Source organism: Paeniglutamicibacter sp. ORCA_105 (assembly GCF_045798545.1).
Taxonomy (GTDB): Bacteria; Actinomycetota; Actinomycetes; order Actinomycetales; family Micrococcaceae; genus Paeniglutamicibacter; species Paeniglutamicibacter sulfureus.
In genome coordinates this window covers 1-20,045 of sequence record NZ_JBIXLM010000023.1, presented here as the reverse complement: position 1 = coordinate 20,045, position 20,045 = coordinate 1, and the positions used below count along the sequence as shown (strand labels likewise).

At 65.7% G+C, this 20,045-nt stretch carries 21 protein-coding genes; 10 read left to right on the top strand and 11 right to left on the bottom strand.

Features of this window, described 5'->3' with window-relative positions; translation table 11 throughout:
• Positions 1-371: 371 nt before the first annotated feature.
• Complete coding sequence (locus ACIPUB_RS12425; protein ID WP_407607659.1) at positions 372-656, bottom strand: transcriptional regulator; 285 nt, start codon at positions 654-656, stop codon at positions 372-374.
• Positions 657-658: 2 nt separating this feature from the next.
• Positions 659-1,315, bottom strand: coding sequence for a hypothetical protein (locus ACIPUB_RS12420; RefSeq protein ID WP_407607658.1), 657 nt, complete (start codon positions 1,313-1,315; stop codon positions 659-661).
• 193 nt (positions 1,316-1,508) lie between these two features.
• On the opposite strand from ACIPUB_RS12420, the gene ACIPUB_RS12415 reads away from it, so the two are divergent.
• Positions 1,509-2,813, top strand: a complete 1,305-nt coding sequence (locus tag ACIPUB_RS12415) for an MATE family efflux transporter (protein WP_407607657.1) — start codon at positions 1,509-1,511, stop codon at positions 2,811-2,813.
• An 11-nt stretch (positions 2,814-2,824) separates the two neighbouring features.
• Here ACIPUB_RS12415 and ACIPUB_RS12410 read toward each other — a convergent pair whose 3' ends face one another.
• Positions 2,825-3,484, bottom strand: coding sequence for a GntR family transcriptional regulator (locus ACIPUB_RS12410; RefSeq protein WP_407607656.1), 660 nt, complete (start codon positions 3,482-3,484; stop codon positions 2,825-2,827).
• A gap of 145 nt (positions 3,485-3,629) precedes the next feature.
• Between ACIPUB_RS12410 and ACIPUB_RS12405 the strand changes: the two genes are divergently transcribed.
• From ACIPUB_RS12405 to ACIPUB_RS12390, 4 genes are all read left to right on the top strand, one after another.
• Positions 3,630-4,964, top strand: coding sequence for an MFS transporter (locus tag ACIPUB_RS12405; RefSeq protein WP_407607655.1), 1,335 nt, complete (start codon positions 3,630-3,632; stop codon positions 4,962-4,964).
• A 68-nt stretch (positions 4,965-5,032) separates the two neighbouring features.
• Positions 5,033-6,253 carry an alpha-hydroxy acid oxidase gene (locus ACIPUB_RS12400; protein ID WP_407607654.1) on the top strand — a complete coding sequence of 407 codons (1,221 nt, stop codon included), beginning with the start codon at positions 5,033-5,035 and terminating at the stop codon, positions 6,251-6,253.
• Positions 6,254-6,287: 34 nt separating this feature from the next.
• Positions 6,288-6,860, top strand: coding sequence for a DUF308 domain-containing protein (locus ACIPUB_RS12395; RefSeq protein WP_407607653.1), 573 nt, complete (start codon positions 6,288-6,290; stop codon positions 6,858-6,860).
• A 38-nt stretch (positions 6,861-6,898) separates the two neighbouring features.
• Positions 6,899-7,201, top strand: a complete 303-nt coding sequence (locus tag ACIPUB_RS12390) for a hypothetical protein (protein WP_264271336.1) — start codon at positions 6,899-6,901, stop codon at positions 7,199-7,201.
• 300 nt (positions 7,202-7,501) lie between these two features.
• On the opposite strand, the gene ACIPUB_RS12385 is transcribed toward ACIPUB_RS12390, so the two are convergent.
• Complete coding sequence (locus ACIPUB_RS12385) at positions 7,502-7,831, bottom strand: hypothetical protein (RefSeq protein WP_264271335.1); 330 nt, start codon at positions 7,829-7,831, stop codon at positions 7,502-7,504.
• A gap of 57 nt (positions 7,832-7,888) precedes the next feature.
• Positions 7,889-8,443, bottom strand: coding sequence for a CGNR zinc finger domain-containing protein (locus ACIPUB_RS12380; RefSeq protein WP_407607652.1), 555 nt, complete (start codon positions 8,441-8,443; stop codon positions 7,889-7,891).
• A 146-nt stretch (positions 8,444-8,589) separates the two neighbouring features.
• Here ACIPUB_RS12380 and ACIPUB_RS12375 point away from each other — a divergent pair, with 146 nt between their 5' ends.
• Complete coding sequence (locus ACIPUB_RS12375; RefSeq protein WP_407607651.1) at positions 8,590-9,564, top strand: EamA family transporter; 975 nt, start codon at positions 8,590-8,592, stop codon at positions 9,562-9,564.
• A gap of 96 nt (positions 9,565-9,660) precedes the next feature.
• On the opposite strand, the gene ACIPUB_RS12370 is transcribed toward ACIPUB_RS12375, so the two are convergent.
• The 3 genes from ACIPUB_RS12370 to ACIPUB_RS12360 form a co-directional block, all read right to left on the bottom strand.
• A complete protein-coding gene (locus ACIPUB_RS12370) occupies positions 9,661-11,943 on the bottom strand; it encodes a heavy metal translocating P-type ATPase (protein WP_407607650.1) in 2,283 nt (760 codons plus the stop codon).
• A gap of 75 nt (positions 11,944-12,018) precedes the next feature.
• Positions 12,019-12,249, bottom strand: a complete 231-nt coding sequence (locus ACIPUB_RS12365) for a heavy-metal-associated domain-containing protein (RefSeq protein ID WP_407607649.1) — start codon at positions 12,247-12,249, stop codon at positions 12,019-12,021.
• A 154-nt stretch (positions 12,250-12,403) separates the two neighbouring features.
• Entirely contained in the window at positions 12,404-12,733 is a 330-nt protein-coding gene (locus tag ACIPUB_RS12360) for a metal-sensitive transcriptional regulator (RefSeq protein ID WP_407607648.1), read from the bottom strand.
• Positions 12,734-12,816: 83 nt separating this feature from the next.
• On the opposite strand from ACIPUB_RS12360, the gene ACIPUB_RS12355 reads away from it, so the two are divergent.
• The gene (locus ACIPUB_RS12355) at positions 12,817-14,085 is read left to right on the top strand and encodes a carbamoyl-phosphate synthase (protein WP_407607647.1); all 1,269 of its coding nucleotides are present in this window, start codon (positions 12,817-12,819) and stop codon (positions 14,083-14,085) included.
• 66 nt (positions 14,086-14,151) lie between these two features.
• Positions 14,152-14,319, top strand: coding sequence for a hypothetical protein (locus ACIPUB_RS12350; RefSeq protein ID WP_407607646.1), 168 nt, complete (start codon positions 14,152-14,154; stop codon positions 14,317-14,319).
• Between the two features lie 91 nt (positions 14,320-14,410).
• Here ACIPUB_RS12350 and ACIPUB_RS12345 read toward each other — a convergent pair whose 3' ends face one another.
• A complete protein-coding gene (locus tag ACIPUB_RS12345; protein WP_407607645.1) occupies positions 14,411-14,827 on the bottom strand; it encodes a VOC family protein in 417 nt (138 codons plus the stop codon).
• A 266-nt stretch (positions 14,828-15,093) separates the two neighbouring features.
• Here ACIPUB_RS12345 and ACIPUB_RS12340 point away from each other — a divergent pair, with 266 nt between their 5' ends.
• Entirely contained in the window at positions 15,094-16,404 is a 1,311-nt protein-coding gene (locus ACIPUB_RS12340) for a GAF domain-containing protein (protein ID WP_407607644.1), read from the top strand.
• On the opposite strand, the gene ACIPUB_RS12335 is transcribed toward ACIPUB_RS12340, so the two are convergent.
• Positions 16,401-16,526: a hypothetical protein gene (locus tag ACIPUB_RS12335; protein WP_407607643.1), complete on the bottom strand. Its 126-nt coding sequence runs from the start codon at positions 16,524-16,526 to the stop codon at positions 16,401-16,403. The two genes, ACIPUB_RS12340 and ACIPUB_RS12335, sit on opposite strands and share 4 nt — an antisense overlap.
• 11 nt (positions 16,527-16,537) lie before the next feature.
• Entirely contained in the window at positions 16,538-18,238 is a 1,701-nt protein-coding gene (locus ACIPUB_RS12330; RefSeq protein WP_407607642.1) for a DUF222 domain-containing protein, read from the bottom strand.
• Between the two features lie 256 nt (positions 18,239-18,494).
• On the opposite strand from ACIPUB_RS12330, the gene adh reads away from it, so the two are divergent.
• On the top strand, positions 18,495-20,018 hold the full coding sequence (gene adh, locus ACIPUB_RS12325; RefSeq protein ID WP_407607641.1) for an aldehyde dehydrogenase: 1,524 nt from the start codon (positions 18,495-18,497) through the stop codon (positions 20,016-20,018).
• The last annotated feature ends 27 nt before the right edge of the window (positions 20,019-20,045 follow it).

Sequence of the window (20,045 nt, the reverse complement as noted above, 5' to 3'; positions counted from 1 at the left end):
GGCGAGTCCGTGCAAATCTTGATGGCTCCGGCGCCGCCACCCGTTATGCTAAAGAAGTTCTCTTTATACCCATATTGAGAAGTAACAACGAAGAGATTGGAAGTGGGCCACATGCGTGGAAGCAACCTTGTATGGACAATCGTAGGCGTTCTCGTCGCCGTTGCCTTGGTAATCTGGATCGCTTCTGCGATCTAGGGCATCGTCTCTGAGTAGTTAACGGCAAGTCCCGTCCAGCAATGGACGGGACTTGCTGCATTGCAGGGGGAAAGCGCATGGGCTGCCTCCGCACTTCGGGGCACGTCCCGGGGCGCGATCGGTGCAGGGGCGGGGATTCGTGACGTGCCGCCCGCGGCCGGCCGGGTTGCGCGCGGCTAGAGCAGTTGGATGAGCTGGGCCTTGTACGTTTCGAAGGCCGCGACGCCCCGGGCGGTGATGCCGACATAGGTGGCCGGGCTTCTGCCCTCGATGACCTTGTCCTGCGAGACATACCCGGCGTCCTCCAGCTTGCGCAGGTGCGTCGACAGGTTGCCCGCGGTCATCGACAGGATTTCGCGAAGCTTGGGGAACGCCATGGATTCCTTTGGCCCCAGGGTGTTCAGCGCCGACATGATCCGCAACCGGGCGTCGGCGTGGATGAGTGGATCCAACTCGGCCATGGCTACTTCGCCGCCAGGGAGGAAGCGCGGCGGCGAACCAGAGTAATGATGCCGGCGGCGATGAAGAGGATCGGGCCGCCGACGGCGAAGATGGAAATGAAGGTCCCGGGTCCGGCGACAAGCCCGGCGATGTTCAGCGCGGTGAAGCAGGCTCCGAGGATGAACATGTCGCGTTCCTGGAAGATTGCGGCCCCGGCCATGTACATCAGGGACACGACGAGGATGGCCACCGCGTTGATCAGCCAGCCGGTCGCCAGCTGCGCGGAGTCCGGCATGAGCCTGGCGAAGGCGATGCTGAATACGGCTGTGGTGGCGAAGCCGCCCATCCAGCTCATTCCGTAGGCCATGCCCGCGAACTTTGAATCACCACGCACCTGGGACCCGGAACGGATGCCGAGAACCGCGGTGTAGGCCACGGCGGCAAGCAGGATTATCCCGCCGATGACCAGCGCGGTTGTGTAGGCCAGCGGAAGCCAGCCGAATGTCGCGCCGTGCAGTAGTCCGTATCCGGCCAGGTAGGCGACGGCCCACACGAAGTAGATGAGCGCGACGTTGGGTTCAATGGAAGCGCGCGTTGCCGCGGCAGTCTGGTTGATTGCCGCCAGTGCAGCGCGCGGATCAAGCTGTTGGCCGGAGTCAGGGGCCGGGTTCGTGTTCATGGTGTTGCCTTTCTTTCGCGGTGCCTGGGGGAATGGAGTGAAATGACAGACGATCTGCAAACAAGTTTGCATAACAAACTTGTTTGTGTCAATGGGTTTCTGGGGAAATCTTGGCCGCGATCGTCCCCGGTAGTCTGGTGGGGTGAAAGAAGCAGGCAGGAAACAGGTTGCCACCCCCGAGGCCTCTCGCGGGATGGGTCGAACTATTCTGGCGTTGGCGGTTCCCGCGCTGGGTGCGCTCATCGCGGAGCCGCTCTTCCTGCTGGCCGACATGGCCATCATCGGACACCTGGGCATCAACGAACTTGCCGGCGCCGGCCTGGGCACCACTGTCCTGCAGACCGCGGTGGGACTCATGGTCTTCCTGGCATATTCCACCACCCCCGCCGTAGCGAGGGCCATCGGGGCGGGGAACATGGGCAGGGCCATGGCCGCCGGGCGGGACGGGATCTGGCTTGCCCTCGGCCTGGGCGTGGTCCTGGGCTTACTCGGGTTCTTCGGTGCGCCAATGTTGGCAACGGCCATGGGCGCCGAGGGCGAAGTACGCGGGTTCGCGGTGGATTACATCCAATATTCCACCTTTGGCATACCTGCGATGTTGCTGGTGCTCGCGGCGACCGGCGTACTGCGCGGCATGCAGGACACCAAGACCCCGCTGTACGTGGCCGGAATCGGCTTTGCCGCCAACATCGCGCTGAACTTCATCCTGGTCTACCCGTTGGGCATGTCGGTTGCAGGCGCCGCGCTGGGCACCTCGATCGCCCAGTGGGGGATGGCGGCGGTTTACCTATGGATGCTTGTTCCGCGGATCCGCCGGGCAGGACAGTCCTTGGCTCCGCATGGCCGCGGAGTACTGAGCACCGGGCAGGTCGGATCCTGGCTGATGCTGCGCACGCTGTCGCTGCGCCTGGCCCTGCTGGCCACCGTCTGGGTGGCCACCGGCCAGGGCGCGCTCACGCTCGCCGCCCACCAGCTGGTCTTCACCATCTTCACGTTCATGGCCTTCGCCCTGGATGCGCTGGCCATTGCCGCGCAGGCGTTGATCGGCAAGGAACTGGGTGCCGGGAACGCGAGGCGGACCAACCTGCTCACCAAGATGATGTGCCGGTGGGGCGTGTACTTCGGGGTGGTGACCGGCGCCGTGCTGGCCCTGATTGCACCCTTCGTCGGCTCGCTGTTCACCTCGGATGACTCGGTGCGGCAGGCCACCATGGTCGGGGTCTGGATCCTCGCCGCATCCCAGCCGGTTTGCGGACTGGTGTTCGTGCTGGACGGGGTACTCATCGGTGCCGGTGACGCACGCTATTTGGCGCTCGCCGGCATGATCAATCTGGCCGCCTACCTGCCGATGTTGTTTGTCGTCACGCTTTTCGAGCACCCCGGGGTCTCGGCCGTCGCCTGGATCTGGGTGGCGTTCGGGCTGGGCTTCATGCTCGCCCGTGCCGCGACCCTCACTTGGCGGGTGCGCAACGACAAATGGATGCGCCTGGGCGACTGAACCAGGGAAACTCAGGCCCAGAGGCTGCCGGGATCGGTGAACTGCTGGGCCATGGCGGCCCGGATCGAACGCAGGTGAACGCGCATGGCTTCCTCCGCGGCCCGCGCATCTGCCGCGGAGATGGCGGCGTAGATGGCCTCGTGCTCTTCCAGCTCGGTGGGGACGCCCATGTAGCGTTGCAGGCCCGGCAGCACGTGGTGGGCGCGCGCGGTTTCGTCGAAGCAGTGCCGCAGCGTATCGGCCAGGCGTGTATTGCGGGAAGCGTCGGCAATGGCCTGGTGGAAGTGCTGGGCCGCATTCATGGCACCCAGCGGATCGGCGGAGGAGAGCGCGGACTGGGTATCGAGCAGCTGGCGCAGCTCCACGATGAGGTGCTGGGGCAGGAAGCCGGCTGCGGCTGCCGCGGCGTGGGGTTCAAGGAGCATGCGCAGGTCCAGGGTTTCCTGGATGTCGTTGAGCCCCATGGTGCGCACCAGATAGCCCTTCTTCGGCAGCACGGTGAGCAGACCCTGTGAGGTCAGCAGGCGCAGGGCCTCGCGAACGGGGGTCTTGGAAACGGCGTATTCCTCGGCCAGCCGTGGTTCGACCACGATGCTGCCGGGGGCGATCTGCCCGGTGAGGATGGCGGCGCGCAGCTGGACGGCCAGGCGATCGGCAAGCGATGGACTCATCGGTGAATCTCCCTGAAGGCTGCGGGCAATTCGCCCGTGTCACATTGGGCCGGTGCGTCCCCTGCCCTTGTGAAAGATACTACCTGCCTGTTAGAAATATCTTTCAGGGATTTTTCATGGAATTTTGAATGGATGGGTGTCAACGATGACCACAAACCCCAAGGTGGGCTTCGACGAGCAGTCCACCGCCGGCCAGCGGCTTACCCCGGCCGGACGCCGCGCGCTCTTCGCCGCAGTGCTCGGCACGGTCATCGAATGGTACGACTATGCGCTTTACGGCGCAGCGGCCGGACTGGTCATCGCCCCGCTCTTCTTTTCCGACGCGGTGTCCTCGGCCGCCGCCATGATGGCATTTGCCACCTTCGCGGTGGGCTTCGTTGCCCGCCCGCTGGGCGGGGTCATCGTGGGGCACATCGGCGACAAATACGGCCGCCGTCCCGCGATGATGTTGACCATCATCCTCATGGGCGTGGCCACGGTGGGTGTGGGCCTGCTGCCCACCAGCGCCGCGATCGGAGCCGCCGCCCCGCTGCTGTTGGTCATCCTGCGGCTGCTGCAGGGCTTTGGCGCGGGAGCCGAGCTGGCTGGCGCGATGACCCTGGTGGCCGAGTTCGCACCGCCCAAGCGCCGGGGCTTCTACACCTCGCTGGTGCTCTCCACCCCGCCGGCCGGCATCGCCCTGGCGACCTTCGCCTTCTTTGCCGTCTCCTCGCTGGGCACAGATGTGCTGTTGGGTTGGGCCTGGCGTGTCCCGTTCCTGGTGTCCGCCGTACTCTTCCTGCTTGCCCTGTACATCCGCAACCGGCTCGAGGAAACACCCGAATATTCCCGGGCCATCGAGAAGGCGGCAGGGGAGCGGAGCAAGGCGCGCCTGCCGCTGCGCGACGTGCTGTCCCGCGACTGGCGCCAGGTGCTCATCGGTTTCTTCTCCATCACCGGACACAACGCCATGAACTACATCCTGGCCGTCTACGCGCTGAGCCTCATGACCTCCCCGCTGGTCGGCCTGGCCAAGCCCGACGCCCTGCTGGCCGTCACCCTGGGTTCGCTGGTTTCAGTCGCGTTGACCCCGGTGGGCGGCTGGCTCTCGGACAGGTTCGGGGCACCGAAAGTGCTGCTCTTTGGCTCCGTCACGGGCGCGGCGCTGGCATACCCGATCTTCGGCCTGCTGACCGCCGGAAGCTTCGCCCTGGCCTTCACGGCGATCGCGCTGGGCTACGGGCTGGTCATCCCGGCCACCAGCGGCGCTCAGGGCGCGTTCCTCACCAACCTCTTCCCGCCCCAACGCCGGCTCAGCGGAATCGGCGTGGCGCGCGAAACCAACGGGGCCGTGGTTGCCGGGCTCAGCCCGCTGGTGGCAGCGGCCCTGGTCAACGCCGCTGACGGGGCGACCTACCTGGCCGCCGGCTACCTGCTGGCCTGCTGCCTGGTCTCGGCGTTTGCAGTGCTGATCTCCATGCGCCTGCCCGCCAACCACTGACCCGCCCTTCCCCGGGCCCCACGCACCATCCCCCCCACGCACGATCCACAGAAAGCCGGACACCCCACATGAAGCGCCGCGTTCCGCAGATTTCCGAACTTCGCTCGCTAATGAAGTTCGAGCCCGTCACCCTGGACAGGAGGGCGGCCCGCCTGGCCAAGGCCGCCGACGTGTGGGACCTGCGCGCCATCGCCAAGCGGCGCACCCCCACACCGGCCTTCGACTACGTCGATGGAGCGGCCCAGCGCGAACTGACCTACCGCCGTTCCCGCGAGGTCTTCGACTCGATCGAGCTGGTTCCGCGCATCCTGCACGGCACCGCGAAGGCGGATTTGTCCACCACCATTGCCGGTGCGTCCTCGGCACTGCCCTTCGGCATCGCCCCGACCGGGTTCACCCGGTTCATGCATGCCGAGGGGGAGACCGGCGCGGTGCGTGCCGCCGCGGCCGCCGGCATCCCGTTTTCCCTGTCCACCATGGGCACCCGCTCGCTGGAGGAGGTCGCCGAGGCGGCACCGGAGTCCCGCCGCTGGTTCCAGCTCTACCTGTGGAAGGACAGGGAGAAGTCGCGCCAGCTGCTGGAGCGTGCCAAGGCCGCGGGCTATGACACCTTGCTGGTCACCGTCGACACCCCCGTGGCCGGCCAGCGCCTGCGCGATGCCCGCAACGGCATGGTAATCCCGCCCAAGCTGAACCTCAAGACGGTGCTGGATGCCTCCTACCGCCCCGAATGGTGGTTCAACTTCCTGACAACCGACTCGTTGAAGTTCGCCTCGCTGTCCAACAGCGCCACCGACCTGCCCACGCTGATCAACTCGATGTTCGACCCGACGCTCTCCTTCGCCGACCTGGAATGGATCCGCTCCATCTGGGACGGCAAGCTCTTCGTCAAGGGCGTGCTCACCGCAGAGGATGCACGCAAGTCGGTCGACGCCGGGGCGGATGGCCTGGTCGTGTCCAACCACGGCGGTCGCCAGCTTGACCGTGCCCCGATCTCCTTCGAGGCGCTGGCCGAGGTGCGTGCCGAAGTCGGTGCGGGGGTGGAGATCATCCTGGACTCGGGCATCATGTCCGGTGCCGACATCGTCGCCTCGATCTGCGCCGGGGCCGACTTCGTCCTCATTGGCCGCGCCTACCTCTACGGGCTGATGGCAGGTGGCGAGCAAGGCGTCGCGCGGGCCATCGAACTGCTGGCCAAGGAAATCGAGGTCAACATGCAGCTCATGGGGGCGGCCACGATCGCCGACCTCGGCCCGGAGCTGATCCGTCGGCGGCCCGGGCGCGAATGAGGCCGGAGGTTCCATCGCCGGTAGACTTGTGGACGTGCCTGCAGTAAAAATTCCCGCAACCATTGCCGCCGAAGTAGCCACCCCAGTGATGGGGCGCGCCGCGACGGCCGCCGGTTTTGCGCTCGTGTCCATCTTCTGGCCCGCCGCCAACAACCAGGTGCTGGCCTACTCGTTGGCTGCCTTCATGGTGATCAGCGCAAAGTTCCTCTGGGACTATGCCAGCGCCCCGAGCGCCCCGAAGTCCGTGCGCGGGCTCTATGCGGGTGCCGCGGTGGCCATGATCCTCGCGGGCCTGGTCATGGCGTTCCGTCCCGAGACCCTTGTGGTGGCGATCGCCGGGGCCGCCGCGTGGATCCTCGCCGGCGCCCTGGAAATCGTGGTCTTCATTCGGCACCGCACCGAGTTCGTCCCGTTCAAGGATCAGCTGGTCACCGGCTTCGTGTCCCTGGGCGCGGGGGCGTCGCTGCTGATGGGCCTGCACCTGGACGCCCACGGATTGCTCGGCCTGGCAGGTGGTGGCGCCATTATCCTGGCGGTGTTCGTACTGATCTCTGCCTTCGGCCTGCGCCATGCCGCGAAGGAACCCGAGACCGGGCTTTGGAGCTAGAATAAATGTTGAACCAAATACCTGTAGGAGGGCCTTTCGTGGGCAACACCCCAGCCGAGAAAAAATCTTGGCAGCAGAGCATCAAGGCACCCCTTTCCTTCTCCTTGGTCATGGGCATCGTTGCCGGCGTCATTGCCACCATTTCGTCAACCGGTGGCTCGGATAACCCGTTGCGTATCGACATCGGGCTTGTGGCCTTTGGTGTCGCCTTCGTCGCGTGCCTGCTGATTATTTCCGTGATGACCATGGCGGGCAAGGAAAACCCCGAGGAAATGGGAACCGGATCCGGAGTCAACCGCTCGTCGGAAACCCCGGACGCGAAGCCCAAGAAGAAGAACTAGATAAACCACGCTTTTGGACGATGCCGCCCGGGAATCCCGGGCGGCATCGTCGGTTAACCGGCGTTAGCGGTGGCGGTGAAGAAAGTGCGGGCGTCGATTCCTTGGCAACCCTTGTCGCAACAAGGCTTCTTCCCAGTCCGTCACGGCGACCGGACGTACATCGCTACCGCACAGCGGCGCTGACGGGCGCCTTCATTTCCGCGCTTGGTCTCTTGGTGCTTGTCCCGATGAACAAGTGCTCCGAGCAAAGGTTCAGGCGCCGGCAAGGCTTTCCCGCAGGATAGATGTGCTGCTGACGGGCTAGTGCGCGGGCTCGGCGCCGTCGCGCCCGCCCCAGCGATCCAGGAATTCGTCGTGGTCCAGCTCCTCGAGGTCCGAGCGGACCATCGCCACCATTGACTCGGCATCCTCGATGCTGCCTGCATTGATGCGCAGCACCTCGGCGTTGTTGTCGATCCGGTGGACGACGACGGCAGCACCGACTGCGTCGGATCCGGCTCCGCCGAAGAACCCGTTGACCAGCGCGGCGGCCCAGCGGGCGGCGGCTCTTGCCGGGCCGTCATGGGACTTCTCCAGGTCGACTTCGTACTCGTCAGCGGCGTGTGGTTGCGGGGCTTCTTCGCTGTTCACGGTGGCTCCTCCGATCGGCGGGCCAAATACACTTTCGGCCCTGGCTCCAGTGTATGTTCACAGCCCGGGTTTTTGCTCGGATTTTCGCTGGCGGTATGCCCTCACGTGCTCCCGGTTGGCACAGTTTCCGGTGTCGCAATAGCGCTTCGAACGATTCCTTGAAAGGTCCAACAGCACCGCTTCGCAGTCCTCGGACGCACAGGCCCGCAGGCGCGACAATTCGCCCGAACGCAACACGTCCACCAGGGCCATGGCGGCTTCCACCGCCATGCGCTCGCTCAGGGGCGCCTCCGGCGTGGTGGCGTGGATGTGGTATTCCCACCCGTCGTGCTTGACCAATTGCGGCAGGGCGCGGGCGTTGCGCAGGATGTTGTTGACCCTGTCCACGGCTTCCTCCTCGGAAGCGGACCACAGCTCGCGCAGCTGGGAGCGCAGTTGGCGTACCGAGCGCAGCTCCGCGTCATTGTGGGTCCGTGAGCCGGTGAACCCCTGCTCATTGAGGAACTCGTTGAGGTCGGCACGCGTGAGCAGGCCGTCGGAGGCCTGGTCTGATGAGTTGATGAGGGCAACGACAGTGCCCAGGGCAACCTCTGTGTCAGGGGCAAAGATCAATGTGACTCCTGTGGTGCACTGTGGATTGACGGGGAAACCCCCGTGGATCTAGTGTCATGATCATACATAACTTTACTCCTGACAGTCGTTGCGGCCACAAGCCCCCCTTCGCGCGTCGGGCCAACTTTGCCTAGGAGCGTATCGCCGTGCCAAGAGAAGAAATCCCCACACAGTTGGCACAGCTGTCACCCCCGGCAGTCCCGGTGTCGTCCTCGCGCCCACGCCTGGGCGGCGTCGGCATTGCGTTGTTTTCGTCGGCCGTCTTCGGCCTGTCCGGTTCGTTCGCCAAGTCGCTGCTGGAGGCGGGCTGGAGTCCCGCCGCGGCGGTGACGTTGCGCATGGCAGGCGCAGCACTGGTGTTGCTGGTTCCCACGCTTCTGGTCATGCGTGGCAAGTGGTCGCTGCTGGCCCGCAACTGGAAGTCGATCCTGCTCTTTGGGTTGTTCGGCGTCGGCGCCTGCCAATTCTGCTATTTCCTGGCCGTCGAAAGACTCGATGTGGGAGTGGCCCTGCTGCTGGAGTACCTGGCCCCCGTGCTGATCGTGCTCTTTCTGTGGGTTCGCCACCGCAGGACTCCCAAGGCCATGACGATCGGTGGCGCGCTCCTGGCCCTCGCCGGCCTGGTCGCCGTCCTGGATCTGGCGGGAGAGACGCGCGTTGACCCGATTGGGGTGCTCTGGGGACTGGGTGCTGCCGTAGGTTTGACGGTCTACTTCTTCGTCAGCGCCCGAGCCGATGGCGCACTGCCGCCGATCGTGCTGGCCACCGGCGGGCTGCTTGTGGGGGCAGCGGCCATGGGGATTCTGGGGGTGGTCGGCCTGCTGGACATGCAGGTGAGGTTCGTGCCCGTGAAGCTGGCCAGCTGGGAAACCCAGTGGTGGGTGGCACTGGGCGGACTCGTGCTGTTCTCCACGGTCATCGCCTATGTCACCGGCATTATGGCAGCCCGGAAGCTGGGTTCGAAGCTTGCTTCCTTCATCTCGCTCACCGAGGTGCTTTTCGCCGTGCTGTGGGCGTGGCTTCTGCTGGGTGAGCTGCCTGCAGGAGTCCAGTTGCTCGGAGGGCTGTTGATCGTCGGCGGCGTGCTGCTGGTGCGGGCCGACGAATTGCGCAGCCGGTAGCCAGCGCGGCCAACACGCAAGGCCGGTGTGCAGCCGCGGTGCCCCAGATGGGAAGCACCGCCGCCACACACCGGCCTCGTCGTGGCTCGGGCGTTGCTACTTGCGCCCGAAGCTGCGCAGTCGCAGTGAGTTGGCGACCACCAGCACGGAGCTGGCGGCCATGGCGGCTCCAGCGATCATCGGGTTCAGGAACCCGAGTGCGGCGATCGGGATGCCGGCGGTGTTGTAGGCAAAAGCCCAGAACAGGTTCATCTTGATGGTGCCCAGAGTCTTGCGGGACAGCTCGATGGACTGGGCCACCTGGGACAGGTCGTTGCCCATGATGGTCAGGTCCGCCGCCTCGATGGCGACGTCGGTGCCCGACCCCATGGCGATCCCGAGGTCCGCCTGGGCGAGTGCCGGTGCGTCGTTGACCCCGTCGCCGACCATGGCCACCACGCGGCCCTCGGCCTGCAGCTTGCGCACGGCCTGGGCCTTGCCCTCGGGGAAGACATCGGCAAAGACATCGGCCTCGGCAATGCCGACCCGGGATGCAACCTGCGCGGCCACCGCGGCATTGTCGCCGGTCAACAGCACCGGGCGAAGTCCCAGTTCCTTCAGCCGGGCAATCGCCGCCGCGGAGGACTCCTTGATGGTGTCGGAGAGGTTGACCAGTCCGGCGAAGGCGCCGTCGACGCCGATCATGATGGCGGTGGCACCGCTTTCCTGGGCCTCGCGCAGCATCAGGTGGTCTGACTCGCTGAGCTTGACTCCGTTCTCCCGCATCCAGCTCGACCGGCCCGCAACCACGGTCCGGTCTCCGATGCGGGCCTTGACTCCGCCACCGGGGGCAGAGGTGAACGCTGTGGCCTCTGCCAACGGTGCCTCTGCACGCGCCGCCGCAACGATGGCGTGGGCAATGGGGTGCTCTGAACCCGATTCCGCGGCGCCGGCCAGGGCCAGCAGCGTGGCGGCATCGAAACCGGCGGCCGGGATGGTGGAAGTGACCGCGAGGTTGCCCTCGGTGATGGTTCCGGTCTTGTCCAGCAGCACGGTGTCGATCTTGCGGGTGTCCTCCAGGACCTGTGGTCCGCGGATCAGGATGCCGAGTTGGGCCCCGCGTCCGGAACCCACCAGCAGGCCGATGGGGGTAGCCAGGCCCAGCGCGCAGGGGCAGGCGATGACCAGCACCGCGACGGAGGCGGCAACCGCGGAGTTCATGTCCCCGGTGAATACCAGCCACAACACGAAGGTCAGCAGCGCAATGGCCAGCACGATCGGAACGAAGACGGCGGAGATCCTGTCGGCGAGCCGGGCGATGGGGGCCTTGCCGGTCTGCGCCTGGGAAACCAGGCGGCCCATCTGGGCCAGGGTAGTGTCCTTTCCGACGCGGGTCGCGCGCACCAGGAGGCGGCCGGAGGTGTTGATGGTGGCGCCGGTGACGGTGTCTTCCGGGCCTACCTCGACGGGCACCGATTCGCCGGTGACCAGTGCCGTGTCCACGGCGGAGTGGCCGGTGACCACGAAGCCGTCGGTGGCGATCTTTTCACCCGGGCGCACCACGAACTCGTCGCCGGGCACCAGCTCGGCGGCGGGGATCTTCGTTTCGACGCCATCGCGCAGCACGACGGCTTCCTTCGCGCCGAGGTCCAGCAGCGTCTTCAGTGCGTCCCCGGCCTTCGACTTGGCGCGCGCCTCCAGAAAGCGTCCCAAAAGCAGGAACGTAGCCACGACGCCTGCGGTCTCGAAGTACAGGGGGTGTTCGCTCATCGGCATGCCGATGTGGGCGGTCAGCATCGGGTCAGCCGTCAATTGCCACACGGAGAAGAAGTATGCGGCGAGCACTCCGATCGACACCAGTGTGTCCATCGTGGAGGCCAGGTGCCGCGCATTGATCGCGGCGGCGCGGTGGAACGGCCAGGCCGACCAGAAGACCACTGGCGTGGCCAGGACCAGCGCGACCCAACCCCAGTGGGGGAACTGCGCCGCAGGGATCATGGAAATGATGAACAGCGGAACCGCGAAGATCGCGGCACCAATCAGTCGCTTCTTCAGGTCGTTTCCGCCGTGCCCGGTGGTGTGGTCCGTGCGCGGGGCGTTGGGTGGTTCGGCAGTGCCGGTGGAAGCAGGCTGCGCCTGGGAAGGCGCGGCGGCATAGCTGTCGGCCTTCAGGCTGGCCTGGTATCCGGCTGACTCCACGGTGGCAATGATCTGTTCGTCGCTGATCGAATCCGGGACCGTGATCCGTGCCGACTCCAGCGGCAGGTTCACCAGGGCTTCGACGCCGTCGATCTTGCCGAGCTTGCGCTCAACCCGTCCCACGCACGACGCGCAGGTCATGCCCTGGATGTCCAGCTCAATGATGCGTTGGTTTGCGGGGAAGGTGGTTTCGTTGCTCATCATTTCCGTTCCTGGGGCGGGCGATGGTCCGTGCAGCTGGGTGCTCGCCCCGTGCGTTGGCAATCGGGCGTGGGCCTAGGCGTCTGTGGAGACGACGGTGTAGCCGGCCTCCTGGACTGCCTGGGTCAGCACTGCGTTATCCACCGGTGAGTTGGTGGTGACGTTGGCGGTTGAGGTGCCTCCTGCGGAGAGGAAGACCTCGACATCGGTGACGCCTTCAACTTCGCGCAGTTCCTCGGTGACGGAGGCGACGCAGTGGCCGCAGGTCATGCCGTCGATCTTTAGGGTGATGTTGCTCTGGCTCATAGTGTCCTCCGGTCGCATGGTGATGGTGAGTCCTTCATTCGAGTTGCATCCGCAGCTTCCGCCGCAGCAACCGCCGTTTGATGTATCGCTCATGTTTTCTCCTGAGGGAGTGGTTTCTTGGGTGTGTGGGATTCAGGGAGCGTGTGTGCCCCCCCTAGCGCAGCAGTCGGCCAACGGCCGTGGTGACCTCGGCGACCTTCTCGTCCACAAAGGACTGGTCGCCGGTTTCGATGCTCTGCGCTGCGGCATTCACGACGCAATGGGAGACGTGCTCTTCGACCAGGCCGAGGCTGACCTTGTGCAGGGCAGCGTTGATGGCGGAGATCTGCGTGAGGATGTCAATGCAGTACTTGTCCTCATTGACCATCCGATTGACGCCGCGGACCTGGCCCTCGATGCGGTTGAGACGCTTCAGCAGCGCTTCCTTGTTGGCTGTGTATCCGTGGCCGACATGCTCGTCGATCGGAAGGGCGATGTTTTCCATACCCCAAATAATACCCCCTGAGGGTATAAAGTCAAGTACCCCCAGGGGGTATTCGATTTGTGCCGGGTTGATAGTTTTGGATCATGCAGATCAACGAGAACCAGCCCTTCGTCCCTGTCATTTTGGGCGGTGACATCGGCGCGTACTCGTTGGCGCGTGAGTTCCACGAGCAGTACGACGTGCTTTCGGTGGTCGTCCCCTCGGTGATGACCGGCATCACCGAGCACTCGCGGGTCCTGGTGCCGCGGCCCTTCGCCCGGCAGGACGATCCGGCGGCGTTCGCCGCCTTCGTGTCCGGGCTGGGACGCGAATTCGGCGGCAACAACGGTGCCAAGCGGCCGCTGTTGCTCTTGGGTGCCGCCGACCAGCACATCCGCTTCATCGCCACCCATGCCCAAGAGCTCTCCGAATGGTTCACCATCCCCTATGTGGGCAATGCGGAGTTGGACCGGGCCACGGAAAAGGATGCTTTCTACGAACTTTGCCGCGAGCTTGGCGTCAGCTACCCGGCCACTGTGGTCCACGACTGTGCCGGGGCATCAGCGGATCCCGCGGCTCTTGAGGCGGAGCTTGCCGCCGAGGGGGTGCCGTTCCCGGCCATCGTAAAGCCCTCGGACGGAGTGGCCTGGGGTGCACTGGAGTTCGCGGGCAAGAAGAAGGTCCACACCGTCTCCTCGCTGGCGGAGCTGACCGAGCTCATCTCCAACGCCTCCAACGCCGGGTATGCCGGCACCTTGGTCATCCAGGACCTGATCCCGGGCGATGACAGCGGCATGCACCTGGCCACGTTCTTCAGCGACCGAAGCGGCAAGGTCCGATTTGTCTCCTGCGGGCGGGTCATCGTCGAGGAACATGCCCCCGGCGCGCTGGGAAACTCCGCTGCCATTGTCACCCAGCCCAACGAGACGGCGGTTGCCGAAGGCTCCCGGTTGCTCGACGCCCTCGGCTGGACCGGCTTCTCCATGTTCGACATGAAGCTGGACCCGCGCGACGGGACCTACAAGTTCTTCGAACTGAACCCGCGCCTGGGCCGCAACCACTTCTATATCACCGCTGCCGGCCACAACGTCACGCGCTTCTACGTCGAGGAGTACCTGCGCGGCGGATTGTCCGGGGGAGCGGAACTAGAGGTCGCGGGCAACCGCCACCTCTACAACATCCTCCCGCTGCGGCTTTTGCGACGCTACCTTCCGGGTGACATGAAGAACGGGGTCGAGGAACTCATTTCGGCCAAGCGCTACAGCCACCCGCTGTACTACAAGAAGGAAACCAATCCCCGCCGCTGGTTCTACATCCTGGTGAGCACGGTAAACCACTACCGCAAGTTCAAGCGCCACCACCCGGCATCCTAGAGTTCCCCTCCCCTCCGGGCGTAGAGTGATTGCACTTTAGTTCCGCAAGGTTCAAGGGAGAAAAACATGGGTGACTACAAGTTGTACACGGATGCCGAGCGCGCCACCTTCCTGGCGCCTTCCTGCGAACGATGCGGGCAGCATCGCCATATCGTGTGGGAGGACAAGGGCGAGAACGAGGCCCATTGGGCGCCACGCGATGCAGGTTGTTCCAACGAGGCCTGCACGGGGTGACCCTGAAGACCCCGGCACCGGAAACCACGAGGCAGTCGTTCCCTGCGACCAATGGGGCGCAAGGAACGACTGCCTCTTCCTTATATTTTCCTTAGGCCCCGGGGGCCGATGACATGTCCATCCAGCCCACTTCCCACTCGTGGCCGTCCGGATCAAGGAATGCCACCGAATACATGCCCGGGAACTCCTCCGCCGCCTCGCGGTAGATGGTCCCGCCATGTTCAAGTGCGCGGCGTGAGTACTCGTCGACTTCCTCACGGGTTTCCCCGCTGATGGCATTGAGCACCTCGCGCGGGCCGGCACCGTAAGTGGGCTTGTCTCCGTTGCGCAGGAACGAGGAGTAGAACTCCTCGGTGAGCACCATGACCCAGATGGTCTCGGTGATCATCCACGCGGTGGCCACCTCATTGGAGAAGTCCGTGTTCTTTTCAAATCCCAGCCCGGCATAAAATGCATCCGAGGCGGCGAGATCCTTGGTGGGAAGATTGACGAAAATCATGCGGGCCATGGGGCCGCTCCTTTTCTTGGGAAGAGACGTTTGGTGAAACGGGAAGACATCCCGCACCCATGATGCTCGGGCGTCGGGATCAGTGCAAGGGCAGGACGCGCGGTGGATCCGGTGGCCTCCATGGTGGTGGCGGCAGCCGGTGGGCTTCATTTGACCGGGAATCTCCCCTAAGCTTGGGAGCAAATCGTGAACGGGATCACGCCGTGGTGTCAGTTCAAGACTCCGCTCCTTGGCTCCTTGGCTCCTTGCCCCGCGGAAGGTGAAAAATGCCTCTCATTTCTCCCGCCTCCATGGCGTTGCAGCGCAGTGCGCTGGCGGCCCACGAGACGCTGGGCATCGGGGCGCTCGACCACGTGGCCTGGAAATTGCGCGACGTGGTTCGCGAATCATGGTTGCGGTCCCTGGAATACAAGGACACAGCCGAATCCAACGCACATACGGTGCTCGGCGACGATGCCCTGCGTGAATTGCGGAGCGCCTCGCCGTTGCGGCTGGTTCTTCCGGTCTTCGACCGGCTCCTGCTCGAACCGGCACGGGAGACGGGGTTGATCCTGGCCATCGGGGATCACGCGGGACGCCTGCTCTGGGTCAAGGGAGACAGCCAGGCCTTGCGGGATGCCGAATCCATGGCCTTTGTTCCAGGTGCCGATTGGTCCGAACGCACCGTGGGAACCTCGGCGCCGGGCACGGCGCTTGCCACCCGAGGCGGAGTGCAGGTTTCCGGTGCGGAACACTTCGACCCCATCGCCCAACGCTGGAGCTGCACAGCCGTTCCCATCCATGCACCGGACACCGGGGAAATACTCGGCGTCGTGGACATCACCGGCGGCGAGGACGCCGTCGCCGCACATTCACTGGCACTCCTGAAAGCGGCGGTGGCGGCGGCCGAGTCCGAGCTGCGCTGGCACCAGGAAAAAGTCGAACCGTCGCAAAGGTCTTTTATCGTCTCTTCGGCCTCCCGGGTGAAATCCGAGCCGGTCTCGAGGTCAATGCTTCGACTGACCTCCGGCACCGGAGCGGAACTGCACCGCGGCGACCGGATCATTGAGCTAAGCACCCGGCACGCGGAACTGCTCGCGTTGCTGAGTTGGCATCCCCGTGGGCTAACCGGCGAGGAATTGGTCGAGTTGCTACATCTCAATCCCGATGACGCCGATGTGGGAACGCTCCGGGCGGAAATGGTCAGGTTGCGTAAGGTCCTGGCGGAATTCGATCCACTGCTGGTTCCCCTTTCTCGCCCGTATCGGCTCGGGAGTATGCCGCGAAGTGACGCCCGGGAGGTGCTGCTTGCCATCGAAGGCGGTGACCTCGACGCAGCGTTGGCCCATTTTGCGGGTCCGATCCTCCCGCGCTCGCAGGCCCCGGGCATCGAGGTGATCCGAGACGAGGTCTTTGCCGCTCTGAGGCAGGGGATGCTGCAGGATGGGAGCGACGCGCAGCTTCTTCGCTTCCTGGAGCTGCCCGAGGTGCAGGACGACGAGGAGGTCCTCGGGACCACGTTGCAGGTGTTGCCCGCCCGCTCGCCACGCCGGGCCATGGTGGTTGCCGCACTTGAACGGCTCGAAACCCGTTCTTAGTCGGTGAACATCGGCGGGGTGTAGCCGGCGGTGCGCAGTTCGGGATGCCAGTACAGGTTTCGTTCCGGATCTCCGCGGGGCTGCCCGGCCCGGGCAATGACGTACGGGATCCCGTTGACCATTCTTAGGGTGATCAGCCCGGAATGGACCTGCAGATGATGAAAGCGCAGGTCAGGCAACCATTGTCCACGCTGGTTGGCCCGCCCTCCTGCCAGGGCTTCACGTGGTGGGCCTCGGTGGTTGCGGCGGGACGATGGCAGCCGGGGATCACGCAGCCGCGGTCGCGGATGGCCAGGGCCTTGCGCTGGGCCGGTGAGAAGCCGCGGACCTCGCGGCCAAGATCCAGGATCTCCCCCTCGGTGCCCAGCACCGCCGGCAGGATGTCGCCGTTGCAGGCTAGCCGACGGATGTTCGCGGCGGAGACCGGGCGGCCGTGGTCGGTGATCCCGGCGTCCTCGCACTGGCCCAGCAGGGCGCGGTAGCCGATCAGCACCCCGACCTTCACGCGCAGGCCCCCGGATTCGGGGACCCCGGTGCCGTTCAGGGCGCCGTTGATGGCGGCGATGACCCCGTCCAACAGCAGTTGGGAGGTGGTGCGCGGGTCGCGGGCTTCCCACCAAGTCGAGGTGTCCCAGCGTGTGGCGGTGGGGTTCGCGGTATTCGTGCCGTCGGCGGTGGCGGGGGGCCCGCACACCCATTCGCTTCGCGGGACCTGGTCCGGGCTCGTGCCCGGGGCCACCGCCCACTCGGGCGCGGGCAGGCCGACCGGTGCGGCGGCGTCGGAAAACTCCGCCGCGTCGGGACCCGGGCCGCTGACGCCTGTGGTGCCGGTGCCGGGGGCGGGGGCGGAGTCTTTTCCGGTGCCGGTGCCGGTGCCGGGATCTATGACGAGACCGCCGGTCGAGGCGGAGGCGGGCGGGAGCTTGTCGGAGCGCGGGTTGGTCCAGGCCTCGGCGAAGGCGAGGATCGTTTCGGAGTCGATGGGGTCGCAGCGCAACAGGTACTCGTCGCAGCCCTCGCGGTAACCGCGGTAGACCATGCCGCGCTTGGCCAGGATCTCCTCGTCGGTGATTGGGGCGCCGTTCTCCGCCAGATAGGTGCCCCAGTCGGCGAGGGCCTTGTGGGAGTGCCTCGGTTCCCGGGTGCGGGCCTCGTGAACCAGGGATTCCTCGATGGCGGTGTTCAGGTTCGCCGCGTCGGGGCGTTCGGCGATGCGCGGCTGTAACGACTCCAGCCGCCCGGCCAGCTGCGCAAGGGTGCCTACGTCTGCGGACCCGTCGGCCGCGGCCCCGGCCAGCAGCGGAAACAGGGGCGCCGACATCCGGGCTGCGGGTTCGTCGGGCGACCGGAGGTCCTGTCCATGGTCGGGAGACTCCGACGGGGTGGGTGCCGGTGCGACGAGCAAGCGGCCGCCGGTGATCCGGCGGCGGGCTTCGGTGGCCGAGATGTGCAGGTGCGCCTGCAGCCAGGAAGCGGTGTCGCGGTGCGGTGCCATCCCCGGGCATATCCGCTCCGGGGGAACCTCCGCGGTTCCCTCGGCCAGGGAGCGGGGGTCGGTGGCCAGCGCGTCGATGGCGGCCGCGGTGTCCGGGTCCAGCCGGTGCACCTGGTTCACATCGGCCCGGAAGGCGGTGCGCAGCTGCTCGTAGGCGATGGCCCGGTTCCCCTGTTCCAGCAGGCCCAGCAGCAGTGCGGCCGAGGCCGCGTCCGGCTCCAGCCCGTCGAGCTCCCGCTGCGCGGCACGCAACCGGGCCACCGCGTCGGCCAGGTGGCGGATCGCGGTGTCGGTGCGTGCATGCCCCCTCGGGGGGATCGGTGCGGCGGGAGTCCTCATGCGCTCGAGTGTGCTCCTCCCACGACCCGGGCCGGTGCCGGAACGGGGAAAAGTGGGGGAAAGTGGACGCGGTCAAGTGTGGCGGGGGGCGAAACGGGTCATGGTGCAAAGTGGATTGCTGGCACATGACGGGTGCCGGGGACAGGTCGGAGGTGCCCGGCAGCGTGGAAAGGGTTGAATGCAACGTTGCCGCAACGTTGGTGTGAGTAGGCTCACATTCAGAACAGCGCCACACCACCGATTGCAAGGAGTCGTCATGACGGTCTACGCCAACCCCAACACCGAAGGTTCACTGGTCCAGTTCAAGTCCCGCTACGAGCACTACATCGGAGGCCAGTGGGTCGCCCCGATCAAGGGCGAGTACTTCGAGAACATCACCCCGGTCACCGGCAAGGGCTTCTGCGAGGTCGGCCGCGGCACCGCCGAGGACATCGAGGCGGCACTCGACGCGGCCGAGGCCGCAGCCGGCCCCTGGGGCAAGACCAGCCCGGCGGCACGCGCCGTGATCCTGAACAAGATCGCGGACCGCATCGAGGAAAACCTCGAGATGCTTGCGGTCGCCGAGACCTGGGACAACGGCAAGGCGGTGCGCGAGACCATCAACGCCGACCTGCCGCTAGCCGTCGACCACTTCCGCTACTTCGCCGGCGCCATCCGCGCCCAGGAGGGCGGCCTCTCGCAGATCGACGAGCACACCACCGCCTACCACTTCCACGAGCCGCTCGGTGTGGTCGGGCAGATCATCCCCTGGAACTTCCCGATCCTCATGGCCGTGTGGAAGCTGGCCCCGGCCTTGGCGGCGGGCAACGCCATCGTGCTCAAGCCCGCCGAGCAGACCCCGGTCTCGATCCTGGTGCTCATGGAACTCATCGGCGACCTGCTCCCGGCCGGCGTGCTGAACGTGGTCAACGGCTTCGGCGTCGAGGCCGGCAAGCCGCTGGCGAGCAACAAGCGCATCCGCAAGATCGCGTTCACCGGCGAAACCACCACCGGCCGGCTGATCATGCAGTACGCCTCGGAAAACCTGATCCCGGTCACCCTGGAATTGGGCGGCAAGTCCCCGAACATCTTCTTCGAGGATGTCGCGGCCAAGGACGACGCGTTCTACGACAAGGCCAAGGAAGGCTTCACCATGTTCGCGCTGAACCAGGGCGAGGTCTGCACCTGCCCCTCGCGCGCCTTGGTCCAGGAATCCATCTACGACTCCTTCATGGCCGACGTCGTGGAGCGCACGAAGGCCATCAAGCAGGGCAACCCGCTGGACACCGAGACCATGATGGGCGCGCAGGCTTCCAACGACCAGCTGGAGAAGATCCTCTCCTACCTGGACATCGGCAAGGCCGAGGGCGCCAAGGTGCTCACCGGCGGCGGGCGCGCGGAGCTCGAGGGCGACCTGTCCGGCGGCTACTACGTGCAGCCGACCATCTTCGAGGGCCACAACAAGATGCGCATCTTCCAGGAGGAGATCTTCGGCCCCGTCGTCTCGGTCGCGAAGTTCTCCGGCTACGAGGACGCCATCGAGATCGCCAACGACACCCTCTACGGGCTGGGCTCGGGGGTGTGGAGCCGCAACGGCAACACCGCCTACCGCGCCGGGCGTGACATCCAGGCCGGCCGCGTCTGGGTCAACCAGTACCACGCCTACCCGGCGCACTCGGCGTTCGGCGGCTACAAGTCCTCCGGCATCGGGCGCGAAAACCACAAGATGATGCTGGACCACTACCAGCAGACCAAGAACCTGCTGGTGTCCTACTCGGAGGACAAGCTCGGCTTCTTCTAAACCGCCCTGGGGGGGGGGGGGGGGGGG

Excerpts from the sequence above, each read along its gene's own strand:
- ACIPUB_RS12425 (WP_407607659.1), bottom strand. The coding sequence starts at position 656 with ATGGCCGAGTTGGATCCACTCATCCACGCCGACGCCCGGTTGCGGATC.
- ACIPUB_RS12420 (WP_407607658.1), bottom strand. The coding sequence starts at position 1,315 with ATGAACACGAACCCGGCCCCTGACTCCGGCCAACAGCTTGATCCGCGC.
- ACIPUB_RS12415 (WP_407607657.1), top strand. The coding sequence starts at position 1,509 with ATGGGTCGAACTATTCTGGCGTTGGCGGTTCCCGCGCTGGGTGCGCTC.
- ACIPUB_RS12410 (WP_407607656.1), bottom strand. The coding sequence starts at position 3,484 with ATGAGTCCATCGCTTGCCGATCGCCTGGCCGTCCAGCTGCGCGCCGCC.
- ACIPUB_RS12405 (WP_407607655.1), top strand. The coding sequence starts at position 3,630 with ATGACCACAAACCCCAAGGTGGGCTTCGACGAGCAGTCCACCGCCGGC.
- ACIPUB_RS12400 (WP_407607654.1), top strand. The coding sequence starts at position 5,033 with ATGAAGCGCCGCGTTCCGCAGATTTCCGAACTTCGCTCGCTAATGAAG.
- ACIPUB_RS12370 (WP_407607650.1), bottom strand. The coding sequence starts at position 11,943 with ATGAGCAACGAAACCACCTTCCCCGCAAACCAACGCATCATTGAGCTG.
- ACIPUB_RS12365 (WP_407607649.1), bottom strand. The coding sequence starts at position 12,249 with ATGAGCCAGAGCAACATCACCCTAAAGATCGACGGCATGACCTGCGGC.
- ACIPUB_RS12360 (WP_407607648.1), bottom strand. The coding sequence starts at position 12,733 with ATGGAAAACATCGCCCTTCCGATCGACGAGCATGTCGGCCACGGATAC.
- ACIPUB_RS12355 (WP_407607647.1), top strand. The coding sequence starts at position 12,817 with ATGCAGATCAACGAGAACCAGCCCTTCGTCCCTGTCATTTTGGGCGGT.
- ACIPUB_RS12350 (WP_407607646.1), top strand. The coding sequence starts at position 14,152 with ATGGGTGACTACAAGTTGTACACGGATGCCGAGCGCGCCACCTTCCTG.
- ACIPUB_RS12345 (WP_407607645.1), bottom strand. The coding sequence starts at position 14,827 with ATGGCCCGCATGATTTTCGTCAATCTTCCCACCAAGGATCTCGCCGCC.
- ACIPUB_RS12340 (WP_407607644.1), top strand. The coding sequence starts at position 15,094 with ATGCCTCTCATTTCTCCCGCCTCCATGGCGTTGCAGCGCAGTGCGCTG.
- ACIPUB_RS12335 (WP_407607643.1), bottom strand. The coding sequence starts at position 16,526 with ATGGTCAACGGGATCCCGTACGTCATTGCCCGGGCCGGGCAGCCCCGC.
- ACIPUB_RS12330 (WP_407607642.1), bottom strand. The coding sequence starts at position 18,238 with ATGAGGACTCCCGCCGCACCGATCCCCCCGAGGGGGCATGCACGCACC.
- adh (WP_407607641.1), top strand. The coding sequence starts at position 18,495 with ATGACGGTCTACGCCAACCCCAACACCGAAGGTTCACTGGTCCAGTTC.